General features: G+C 32.3%; 10 protein-coding genes. 1 reads left to right on the forward strand and 9 read right to left on the reverse strand.

What is annotated here, in order from left to right; genetic code table 11:
* The first annotated feature begins 417 nt into the window (after positions 1–417).
* Positions 418–2,151, forward strand: a complete 1,734-nt coding sequence (locus FOF46_RS21905) for a carboxypeptidase-like regulatory domain-containing protein (RefSeq protein ID WP_109438152.1) — start codon at positions 418–420, stop codon at positions 2,149–2,151.
* A 53-nt stretch (positions 2,152–2,204) separates the two neighbouring features.
* On the opposite strand, the gene scpA is transcribed toward FOF46_RS21905, so the two are convergent.
* From scpA to FOF46_RS21950, 9 genes are all read right to left on the reverse strand, one after another.
* On the reverse strand, positions 2,205–4,334 hold the full coding sequence (scpA, locus tag FOF46_RS21910) for a methylmalonyl-CoA mutase (RefSeq protein WP_143917923.1): 2,130 nt from the start codon (positions 4,332–4,334) through the stop codon (positions 2,205–2,207).
* A gap of 122 nt (positions 4,335–4,456) precedes the next feature.
* A complete protein-coding gene (locus FOF46_RS21915) occupies positions 4,457–5,086 on the reverse strand; it encodes a hypothetical protein (protein WP_143917924.1) in 630 nt (209 codons plus the stop codon).
* Between the two features lie 85 nt (positions 5,087–5,171).
* Positions 5,172–6,539: a methylmalonyl-CoA mutase subunit beta gene (locus FOF46_RS21920; RefSeq protein ID WP_143917925.1), complete on the reverse strand. Its 1,368-nt coding sequence runs from the start codon at positions 6,537–6,539 to the stop codon at positions 5,172–5,174.
* Entirely contained in the window at positions 6,532–6,897 is a 366-nt protein-coding gene (locus FOF46_RS21925) for an FtsB family cell division protein (protein ID WP_109438156.1), read from the reverse strand. Before FOF46_RS21925 ends, FOF46_RS21920 begins: the two co-directional genes overlap by 8 nt.
* Positions 6,898–6,929: 32 nt before the next feature.
* Positions 6,930–7,538, reverse strand: coding sequence for a uridine kinase (gene udk, locus FOF46_RS21930; RefSeq protein WP_109438157.1), 609 nt, complete (start codon positions 7,536–7,538; stop codon positions 6,930–6,932).
* A 55-nt stretch (positions 7,539–7,593) separates the two neighbouring features.
* Entirely contained in the window at positions 7,594–8,679 is a 1,086-nt protein-coding gene (locus FOF46_RS21935) for an anhydro-N-acetylmuramic acid kinase (RefSeq protein ID WP_143917926.1), read from the reverse strand.
* 5 nt (positions 8,680–8,684) lie between these two features.
* Positions 8,685–10,259 carry a glycoside hydrolase family 3 protein gene (locus FOF46_RS21940; protein WP_244299707.1) on the reverse strand — a complete coding sequence of 525 codons (1,575 nt, stop codon included), beginning with the start codon at positions 10,257–10,259 and terminating at the stop codon, positions 8,685–8,687.
* On the reverse strand, positions 10,237–11,511 hold the full coding sequence (locus FOF46_RS21945) for an MFS transporter (RefSeq protein WP_109438159.1): 1,275 nt from the start codon (positions 11,509–11,511) through the stop codon (positions 10,237–10,239). Before FOF46_RS21945 ends, FOF46_RS21940 begins: the two co-directional genes overlap by 23 nt.
* 53 nt (positions 11,512–11,564) lie before the next feature.
* The gene (locus FOF46_RS21950; RefSeq protein WP_143917927.1) at positions 11,565–12,314 is read right to left on the reverse strand and encodes a hypothetical protein; all 750 of its coding nucleotides are present in this window, start codon (positions 12,312–12,314) and stop codon (positions 11,565–11,567) included.
* Positions 12,315–12,402 lie beyond the last annotated feature (88 nt).

Below are 12,402 nucleotides of genomic sequence, written 5' to 3' on the forward strand. Positions count from 1 at the left end.
CAATACCATTGAGGAGATATTTAGTTTTTAAGCTAATACTAATTATTATATATGATTTGGAAGAAAGAGACTGGTCGGTTAATATAACTTATTAAGGAAACAAAAAGTATGAACCTACCTATCTTAAAGCTTCAATATATAAGAATTTAAGACAAGCAAATTTACCCTAAGAGAAAAAACTTTTTAAGCTATGCAATCAAAATTATAAGATGAGATTGCTAAAACTTAATGGCGGTTTTCTTAACTAGAATAAGTAGGTATCATTTTGCTAGCCAGTAAATTAGGAGGCGAAAACGAAGTGCGATTTAATGGCTTCATAAAATTAGTTAATTAACATTTCTATATTATAATCTGAGGGATTTCTTCAGTAAATTTAATAGGAATGTAACATATCATAACCTTCAAAATTCAACTAAAATGTTATTACAAAAAAACAGTATTACCAAAATCCTTATAGGGCTAACTTTATTTTTAAATTATTCACTTTCTTTTGGACAACCTTCCTCGATGAATAAAATAACCGGATATGTAACTCATGATAATGTACCATTAAATAATGTGAATATTTTCGTAAAAGGAACAGATAGAAAAGCTATCACTAATAAAAAGGGGCAATATTCTCTTCAGGCATCAGAAAAAGAAGTTATTCAATATTCCTTTGTTGGAATGAAACCCGTCGAGATAGTGGTAGAAGATGTGACTGATTTTTTAAATGTAAAAATGGCCAAAGTAGTAAGTGATTTAGAAGAAGTTTTGGTAGAAGGAGATGAAAATGTGAAGAGTTTTGGCACAAAAAAACAAAAAAGACCAAAAGTTTCAACGGCTTACGGGGATATTGATAGACGAAGTTTTTCAAATGCTGTTCAGATTATAGAGGGTAAAGATTTGTGGTTAGGTTCTGGGAATATTGCCCAGTCTTTGCAAAATCAGTTAGCTTTGAGTGGATATGGAAGTTTTGGAATACGACCTACAGGTACTTTCTCTGGCAGAAAAACTGCGTTATGGGATATTGATGGGATGATTTTTGAAAATAATCCTCCGCATGTAGATCTGGTTGATGTAGATTATGTTGCTGTCCTTAGATCTGTGGCTTCAACCACTTTATATGGGATGCGAGGCGCTTCAGGAGTAATTGTTGTAAGAACAAAAGGAGCCTCAAAATCTGAAGTATTAAAACAGCAATTGGGTTTTAGAAATCAATCTAAATATAAAAATGATGCATTGCCATATAGAGACTTTTCATTTAATACTGAATATTTGAAAAAATTGGAGCGTGTACCAAATCAAGAATTATATGATTCTTATAAAGATTTATCTGCTCAGTATAAGAATTCACCTAGTTTTTATTTAGATGTTTCTAATTTCTTTAGAATCGAGAAAAGAAATAAAAAAATGTCTTTGGCAGTGCTAGAAGATATGGAAGAAGCATTTGATCAAAATCCTGAGGCATTAAAAGCTTTGGCATATACGTATCAAGAGTTAGGAGAGAAGTCGAAAGCAATAAAAGTATATTATAAAATTGCTTTTTTAAGATCATCTTACACACAATCTTTTAGAGATCTTGCAAATGCTTATATAAAAAACAAGCAATATAAAGAAGGTTGGGATATGTATCTTAGATATTTACAAAGAGGTAATAAGCTGCAGGATAAAGGTATAGAGCAGATTGTTTATAATGAGATGAAATCTTTGTATTTACAAAAAAAGAAGGTTGCCAAAATAAAAGAAGTTTTCATTCCTAAGGATAAAAAAAATAATCCAGAAAGTGATTTAAGAGTGGTTTTTGAGTGGAATACTTCTGAAGCAGAATTTAAATTTGAATTTGTTGATCCAAAATTAAATTCATTTGTTTATGAACATTCTATGGAAAAGAATAGCGAACGTGTTGCAGATCAAAAAGCAAAAGGATATTCTTCTGAAGAGTTTTTTATATATGATATGAATAGTGGAGATTGGCTTATTAATATGACATATTTGGGAAACAAAAAATATGATCCAACTTATTTGAAAGCGACAGTTTACAAGAATTGGGGACGAAAAAACCAAAAAGAAGAAACAAAAGTATTTAAGTTAAGTGATCTTAATAATAAAGTACAGCTTTTTAAATTTAATTCTACGATACCGGTATCATCCGCTGTATCTTCAAATTAGAGGAACATCAATATATCCAATTATTATCTTAATCTCGACTTTTTAGGAAACTACTAGAAAGTCGAGATTAAAATTTCTAATATGGTGATAGCAGCATCACTAATCTTGGTTCCAGGTCCAAATATAGCTACTGCTCCTGCTTCAAAAAGAAAATCATAATCGTCGGGAGGAATTACACCTCCAACGATAACCATGATATCTTCTCTTCCGTATTTTTTGAGTTCCTCAACAATCTGCGGAACTAAAGTTTTATGTCCTCCAGCTAGAGAAGATACACCTACAATATGTACATCATTTTCTACAGCTTGTTTTGCAGCTTCTACCGGAGTTTGAAATAAAGGTCCGATATCAACATCAAAACCTACATCAGCATAACTGGTTGCAACTACTTTGGCACCACGATCATGGCCATCTTGTCCCATTTTAGCAATCATGATTCGAGGTCTTCGTCCTTCTAATTCTGCATATTGATTTGCTAGTTCTCTGGCCTTGTTAAAGGAATCATCATTTTTTATTTCTTTAGCATACACTCCTGTAAATGATTTTATTTCTGCTTTAAATCTTCCAAATTCTTTTTCTAAAGCATCACTAATTTCTCCCAAAGTAGCTCTTAATTTTGCTGCTTCTACAGCTAAAGCTAGTAAATTTTGATTATCATCGGCTGCAGCCACAGTTAAATTATTCAATGCCTCTTGTACTGCTTTTTCATTTCTTGAAGCTTTTACTTTTTCAAGCCCTTCTATTTGTTGAGTTCTTACTGCCTGATTATCAACTTTGAGGGTGCTTATAGCTTCTTCTTCCTCAAGCTTATATTTATTAACTCCTATGATAACATCTTGCTCACTATCAATTCTAGCTTGCTTTCTGGCGGCGGCTTCTTCAATTCTCATTTTTGGAATACCTGCTTCAATAGCTTTGGTCATTCCTCCCAGTTCTTCTACTTCTTCAATTAGTTTCCAAGCTTTTTCAGCAATATCATTGGTTAGAGATTCTACATAATAACTTCCTGCCCAAGGATCTACTGTACGAGTAATGTATGTCTCTTCTTGTAAGTAAATCTGAGTATTTCTGGCAATTCTTGCAGAAAAATCTGTTGGGAGTGCAATAGCTTCATCAAGAGCATTAGTATGCAAACTTTGTGTACCTCCAAAAGCTGCAGCACTTGCTTCTATACAAGTACGCGCAACGTTATTAAATGGATCTTGCGCAGTAAGACTCCATCCGCTAGTCTGACAATGGGTACGTAGCATTAAGGATTTTGGATTTTTTGGATTAAACTGTTTAATTAGTTTAGCCCAAAGCATACGTGCTGCTCGCATTTTTGCAATTTCCATAAAATGATTCATTCCTATAGCCCAAAAGAAAGAGAGGCGAGGAGCAAAAGAATCCACATCCATTCCAGTTTCAATTCCTTTCCTTATGTATTCTAAACCATCAGCCAATGTATACGCTAGTTCGATATCACAAGTAGCACCGGCTTCTTGCATATGGTATCCAGAAATACTTATAGGATTAAATTTGGGCATATGCGTAGAACAATATTTAAAGATATCTCCAATAATTCGCATTGAAGGAGTAGGAGGGTAAACATAGGTGTTACGCACCATAAATTCTTTAAGAATATCATTTTGAATTGTTCCCGAAAGAAGATTTTTAGCTACTCCTTGTTCTTCTGCCGCTACAATATAAAAGGCCATAATAGGTAAAACAGCCCCGTTCATAGTCATAGAAACAGACATTTTATCGAGGGGTATCTGATCGAATAACACTTTCATGTCTTCAACAGTGTCTATTGCTACACCTGCCATTCCAACGTCGCCAAATACACGTTCATGATCACTATCATACCCGCGATGTGTCGCAAGGTCAAAAGCTACTGATAACCCTTTTTGGCCAGCAGCAAGATTCCTGCGATAAAAGGCATTACTCTCTTCTGCTGTAGAAAAACCAGCATACTGTCGTATGGTCCATGGCCTTCTAACATACATTGTAGAATATGGTCCACGTAAATATGGAGGTATTCCAGCAGAAAAATTGAGATGGTCTAAAGTATCAATATCATCTTCAGTATAGGAGGATTTTATGTTAACTCCTTCTGAGGTAGTACATGTAGAAATCTCTTCCTGTCTTGTAGGAATTACTTTTTTTTGTAATTGGATGTGTTGTACGTCTTTTCTATTCATTATTCAACGCCTCATTTTTGGAAATGATAAATTAACAAGGCCATAAAATTAAGGTTTTAAAAATGATTTTTATTATAAAAAATCAATTCTACCTCAGGTTTTTAGAGAATAATGCAAAAAAATTACTTAAACGCTTTTTCAATAACCATTAAAATAGAATAATAGATATCAAAAGCGATAAAGTTTTTTATTTCAACAGCACAAAACTCTTTATCAGGAATGTAATAAATTCTTTGCGAGATCAATGAAGTACTAACATTTCCATCCTTTTCAAGCGTATCGATAATTTCTTTAAAATCATCACTGTCACTCGTGTTTTTAAGACATTGAATAAATCCACCTCTGTAATTAAATATTAAAACTTCTTCTTCATTTTTTTTGCTATTAGTAGAAGGAGAAGATTTCTTTACAGCTTCTTGATTTTCATACTCACTTAATCTGATCCAAAGTGAATTTTTATTATCCGCTATTTTCTTAAACTCACGGGCTAATTGAATAGAGTTACTAGAAGGAAGTTTTCTAAGATCTAGAGATAAACTTGCAACTTCTGCAAGGAAAGTTCTGTAGGTCTTAATAGAATCGTTACCAAATTTATAATAATCGAATAGGTCATTTTCGAAAGAATCGAATGCTTTTTTGATAATTCCTGTTTCATCTACACGATGACAATTAATACCATTTTGAGCATAAGTCATATTCAGAATTAATGATAAAGAAACGACTATGATTCTAGATCTAATCTTTAGGGGCATTGATTTAGATTTAGTACTGTTAGTATATAAGCTAAGTTTTATAATTAGCTCGAAAGTTAACAATAAATTAGATAATATTAACGTTTTATTGTGTTTTTTTCTCGACTATCTCACTTAATCTATGTTTTGTGATAGGTTGAAGTAGTGTTTTTCTTACATTTTTATCTGGAAAAACAGATTTTTGAAAAGGAGGTAAAACTTCCTCAGAGTTTACATATTTGTTAGCTCCGGTTAGTATAATGGTTTGATTGTCGAATAATTCTTGCTCTTTTTTAGCGCTTTCTTTTATTTTCTTTTGTAGGATTCCAGATTTTAATTGGTTTAAAAAACCACCACCTTCTTCAATATTTTTAAATAATGATAATCCTTTTTCTGCTAATTGATCTGTCAGACTTTCTATGTAATAAGATCCTGAAGCTGGGTTAGTAACCAAATCAAAATAACTTTCGTTTTTTAATATAAGAAGTTGGTTGAGAGATATCCTTGTTCCAAAATCATTTTCGAGATTATAAATATCATCATAAGGAAGATTCTGAACCGTATTTGCTCCGCCTAGTATAGCACTCATACATTCTGTAGTTGTACGAAGCATGTTTACATTATAATCCATGATTGTCTTATTACGGTGTGAAGGATATGCCAAAATATAGCATTCTTCTAGGATGTCATACTCAGAGGCTAATGAACGCCATAATATTCTTAGTGCTCGTAGTTTTGCAATCTCAAAAAAATAATTACTACCCACCGCTACCTTAAAAAGTATTGGGGTTTTTGTAAATGAAGAGAGCGTTATATCCTTAAAATGATTTAGATATTCATTAACATGGGCTAATGCATATGCCAATTGTTGAACCATTGTAGCACCCGCATTTTGATATAAACCTACGTCAATACTAATTGTACTTTTAAGGTGTTTGCTCTGCTTAATAATATCTTGTAGTATTTGATGATCATCTTTTAGGCTTGTAAACCAATTACCCGTACTTGCCAAATTACCAATGATATCTGTTGCTAAAAAGATATCTAAATTTAAATTTTGAGCAATGTCATTTAGCTCTTTTATATAGGAAAGCGAAAGAAACTCAGTTTCAATGAAAATCTGAGTATTTGGGGGTATATTTTCTAAAAGAAGATTAAGATCAATAGTTTCTTTTGCGATAACGAAATGAATACTTTCTGCACCTTTTTTAATAGCTTCCAGTGCTTTTTGATTACCAATAGTTGCATCTGATACTTCGATCTTTAGTGAATTATTCCAGGAAGAATTTTCTGAAATTGTTGTACTAATATGCTCCAGATCTTCTTGATGATAAAAAGGTTTAATATCAATTCCTTCTAAAGATTTGAATATTAGAGCTTCATTGTAATCAGCTCCTTTGAGATCAAATTGAATTTTTTGTTTCCATTGTTTTGCAGAAACGTCATCAAAACTATCAAATAAGGATTTAGTCATCTTTTTTGTTTTTAGGAACACTATCTTCATATTCGATAATGTAAATTTCTTCATTATCTCGTTTCATAAAGTATTCTTCTCGAGCAAATTTTTCAAGTTCACTACTGTCTTTTAGTGTTTTAATATCTTTTTGATCTTTTACAATCTCTTTGATATAGTACTCTTTATTATCCTCAAGTTCGCGAATCTCCTGATCCAATTCTTTATGAATAAGCCATGAGTTTGTATCAAGAAACAACATCCAAATCACAAAAAGAAGAACGATCAACACATATTTATTTAAAAATATTGCGAATATCGGTATCAGTGCCGGTTTGTTTTTAAGTTTCTGAAAATAACTTTTAAGCTTCAATCTCATTAAGAATTATATGGGTTATAAAGGTACAAAAGTTAATTCAAGCGTTCTTTAATAATGGTACGTACTATATCAACTGCTACATTGTTATAATTATTATTGGGGATAATAAGATCTGCAAATTCTTTGGTTGGATCAATGAATTGCTGATGCATAGGTTTTAATGTATTTTGATAACGATCCAAAACCTCATCCATATCTCTACCACGTTCTGCAATATCTCTTTTTAATCTTCGTATTAAACGTTCATCACTATCGGTATGTACATATATTTTGATGTCAAACATATCCCTGATTTTTGGGTTGGTAAGAATCAAAATTCCTTCTACAATAATTACTTTACTTGGAGCAGTTGTGATGGTTTCCTTAGTACGGTTATGCTCTACAAACGAGTATACTGGTTGGTCAATTGTTTTACCATTTCTAAGCGCGATCAAATGTTCACCTAATAAATCAAAATCTATAGATTGTGGATGATCAAAGTTTATTTTTACTCTTTCATCATAAGTGAGATGACTGGTGTCTTTATAGTAGGAATCTTGTGAAATTACACATACCTCATTTTCGGGTAATTCATTTACAATTTGATTGACTACAGTAGTTTTACCACATCCTGTTCCGCCAGCGATACCGATAATTAGCATTTCTATTTTTTTGGCAAATTTACAGAATGCAAATTAATCTTTGACATAAACTTATTCACGAAGGATAATAAATAGTTCCTGAAGAGGAATCTTTCTTCGCTCCGGTTACTGATTGCAGGCAATTGACTTCATTTCTTTCTTTTAATACTCCCATAAAACCAAAGACTAATGCTTCTTTAAAATCGATAATGTTTTCTGGTGGAATAATAACCGTAGTCAATTCATTTAACTTTTGTTGTAAAATTTCTATAAGAAAATCATTTTTTGCTCCGCCACCTGTTATTAGTATGGTAGCATGTTTTTTTGTTACTTTTTTTATAGTGTCCGCAATCTGCGTAGCGATATGATGTACAGCCGTATGCAAGAGATCCTGGGGAGAATCTTCAGAAACATTTATAATAGGTATTACTTTTTCTAAAAACCATTCGTATCCTAATGATTTAGGGAAGGGTTGCTTATAATATTCTAAATTGTTTAATGCACTTAATAAGGCCAAATTCAATTTTCCTGTTTTAGCAATTTCTCCACGATTATCATAGGATTTATCGATAGTTGCGCAAATAAAATTAAGTAACATATTTGCGGGCGAAATATCATAGGCAATTCTTTTTCCTTTATTTTCAAAGGAAATATTACTAATTCCTCCAAGATTAAGACAAAAATCATATTGATTGAACAATAATTGATCTCCTATGGGAACCAAAGGAGCTCCCTGTCCTCCTAAAGCGACATCATTAGTTCTAAAATCACTTATCACTTTACATTCACAAGCATTAGCCAAATGCTGTCCAGAGCCAATTTGATAAGTTAATCCAATTTTAGGTTGATGAAAGACAGTATGACCATGGCTTGAGATAAAATCAACCTTAAGGTTATGGTCAAGAATAAATTTTTTTACCTGATTGCCTAACCAACTTCCGTATTCATTATGAAAAGCCAATAATGAGACTGCATCAAGATTAACCGTGTTTTTAAGTTTTTCTTTAAATGTTATGTCATAATCTACACTTTGTGTGTTAAGAATTGTAAAATCCCAAATATCATTTTTTTTCTCAAAATGACAATAAACGATATCAAGACCATCCAATGAAGTTCCTGACATTAAACCTATGACTTTATATTGGTCTTTATTTGAATTCATGTTTTTTAGATTGAAAGTTGAACTGGCGATATTCCAATAGCCTTATGTTTGCCAATAAAATGTTGTGCCGCAACCTGCTGAAAGGTTTCAAGATCCTGATACCCAAGAATAATGTTGTTAATATTATCAGTTTGTAATATTCGCAAAGCGTAGGGGTTGCCAAACAGGTATAAAGCTACATTTTTTGTACGGCTTAATTCTGCAATTGTCTCCTTCATCTTTTTGTCTATTCCAAATTCGTTTTTTGGTTTTATAGAATCAGGGAATAGGGCAATAAGGATATTGTTATTTGTAGTCGTTTTAGAAAGATTTATAAGGTTAAAATTTTTTGTTTTTTCGATTTCTGTAAAGAAAATACAGTGGTCTGTATTTTTTATTAAAATAGCATCAAATCCCTCAATCATGAATTTGGATAAACTTTTTTGATCTGAGATATAATGAGTAAGTGATGCTTTGGCTATATTTTGATTTAGAGAAGTTATTTTGTTGATATCGATATTATGTTCTGAAGAGTGTTTTGTAAATGCATTTTCTTTAAATGCTGCGATTCTGCTAAAACTTTCTTCAATTTGATCAGTGGTCGCATTTTTTTCAATAGTTAGTATTCCTTCTTCCACATGCTCCGCAAAGCATAAAACATCGTTACCGGCATCAAAGGCCTTCCATTCTAAAAGTCCTTTTTCTGGGTATAGTTTTGAAACGCTATGCATATTAAGTGCATCAGAAATTACAACACCTTTAAAACCTAATTCTTGCCTTAATAGTCCCTTAATAATATCTTTTGATAATGTGGCTGATATATTTTTTCCTTTAGAAAGAGAAGGAACTGCTAAATGGCCAATAAGTATACTGTCGATACCTTGAGCAATAGCTTTTATAAATGGATATAATTCTGTGTTCTGTAATTCTTGTTTTGATTTCATAATCACAGGAAGACCCAAATGAGAGTCTACTTCGGTGTCCCCATGACCAGGAAAATGTTTGAAACATCCTAAAATTCCTGATGCTTTAAGTCCATTGTAAAATGCAATAGACTTAAGTGTTACCTGTTCTTTATTTTCTCCAAAAGCACGATAACCAATTACAGGATTATTAGGGTTGATATTTACATCTGCTACTGGGGCAAGGTTAAGGTGAATTCCAATATTAGCCAAATCATTTCCTACATGTTTTCCTACTTCAAAAATCAAATCTGTTTGGTCTTTTGGGAGGGCTCCTAATGTGATGGCATAGGGATATTGCGGAGTGTTTTCTACACGCATTGCTAGGCCCCATTCTGCATCTATACTTATAAGTAAAGGGTACGAGGCTATATTTTGATAGTGTTCGATAAGTTCTGATAATCTTTGTGCACTATTTTCGTTGCGTATTACTTTTTTCTTTCCTTCAAAGTTTGTTGCAGCACTAATTCTGCTATGAAAAAAAGTTACCCCTCCTATTTTATAATCTCTTATAAGTCTTTCAATCTTTTTTATTTCTGAATCACTATCATTTATAAATGCAGCAGGAAAGAAGAACTGACCAATTTTTTCTGTTTTGGATACGATATTCATACTGTTATTTTTTATCTTTCTTTCCATAATCATTAGGGTATTGTATATATCTGGTAAGGATGATTCCGGGTACAGCTGCTACTGCAACCCAAATAAAAAAGCCCGTATAACCGATAGCTTCCTGGATAATGCCACTGACCATGCCTGGCAACATCATTCCTAATGCCATAAATCCCGTTGCAATCGCATAATGAGAGGTTTTAGAAACTCCTTCGGCTACATAAATCATAAACATTAAATATGCGGCGAATCCAAAACCATATCCAAATTGCTCTATAATTACTACTAATGTTGCAAATAGAGTGGATGAAGGTTGCCAAAATGCAAGCAAAGCATATAATAGATTAGGTAGGTTTAATGCCAATATCATAGGAAGCATCCATTTTTTTAATCCGTGCATTGAGATTACGATTCCGCCAAGAATACCTCCAATAGTTAAGGCTATAAGTCCAAAAGTTCCGTATATAGTACCTACAGCTGTAGTAGATAATGCAAGTCCTCCAACTTCGGTTTGATCCAATAAAAATGGGGAGGCCATTTTGACTAATTGAGATTCTCCTAAACGATACATAAGGATAAAAGCGATCGCAAGTCCAATTTGTTTTTTTTGAAAAAATGTACTGAAAACATCAAAAAAACCTATTTTCTTCTCTTTATCCAGAGTATTCTCCTGTTCTATTTTTGGAGTAGTGAAGAAATTAGTAAGTGTTAATATCACCATAAAAACAGCAGTGATAGTTATAGTGTAGGACCATGCTTTCTGATTATTTCCATAATACTCTTCTAAAAAACCCGCAAGTACAACAATAAGCCCTTGTCCGGTAATCATAGCTAAGCGATAAAATGTACTACGTACACCGAGAAAAAAAGATTGTTTCTTTTCAGAAAGGCCAATTAAATAATATCCATCTGCGGCGATGTCATGTGTGGCAGAAGCAAAAGCAGCAATCCAAAAACAAGAAAGACTTAAAATAAAGAAATTGTTGGTAGGAATCGTTAACCCGACTCCAAGAAAAGCTATAGCAATAAGAAGTTGCATACCTAAAAACCAATTGCGTTTAGTGCTTTTAATATCTACCAAAGGACTCCACAAAGGTTTAAGAACCCATGGTAAATATAGCCAACTTGTATATATACCTATATCGGCGTTACTCACACCTAATTTTTTATACATAATTACAGAAACTGTAATTACTATTACATAGGGTAGACCTTCTGTGAAATAAAGTGAAGGTACCCAAGCCCAGGCATTTTTATCTTTATTTGATGATTCTATCATGAATTGTTTTTAAGGAAAGTAAGATACTCACAAATTTATTAATAAAACTTAGTTTATATTTTATCAATATAGTCTAACTCAAGCTTGTCAAGATGTATCTCGGGGAGTGATTTTTTATAAAAGAAATCAATGATTTGATTTTCAAGATATGAATTGATTTTGTCAATTTTTTTTTCTTCAATCATTGTAAAGATATTCATTGCTTCAGCCTTTTTAAATTCTGCAATAAGCTCGTCTGGATTTTTAACCGCATCCATGCCTCTATATCGTTCTATTTTTTTCTTCATCCATCGATGACTCATTAATTTTATTTGGCTATCATGAAATTCTTTACTCAGTCGATTAATTTCTTTAATATTATTTTTATCTTCTTTATTAGCACGATCCAGAGCTACTTTAGCTTTTGTAAATTGTCTTTCAAACTTAAAATCAAGACGTCGCATATCTCTTTTTAGATGTAAAATCACCGCATAGAGAGCATTGTCATATATGATTAAGAAATCTTCATAAGCATATAAAGCATCAAGAAATATGATCGCACGTTTTTTATACAATCGGGGTATGGGTTGTTCTCGTACTTTTTTAAAAAGCATATTAAGTTCGACTTGTTTTTCTTCAGGAATATTTACAAACCATGAATTATTCTTTAGCGTCCTTATTTTTTTGGTTATTTGGAGTTTAGTCCCTTTGTATAATTCTGATTTATAACTAAACCGATAGGTATTTGGATTAACTTCCTCAATTTCTTGAGCGCTGCTTTGATATATGAGTATAAATACAATAATGAATGTGAAGAGTTTCATATATCGTCTTTGATTAGTATAAGCCTTATTAAGTGTGTTGTAATGTTAACGTAAGATATGATTTGATTGTTGTATTATAAAATAGACA

Source organism: Aquimarina algiphila, assembly GCF_007489275.1.
GTDB classification, from domain to species: Bacteria; Bacteroidota; Bacteroidia; order Flavobacteriales; family Flavobacteriaceae; genus Aquimarina; species Aquimarina algiphila.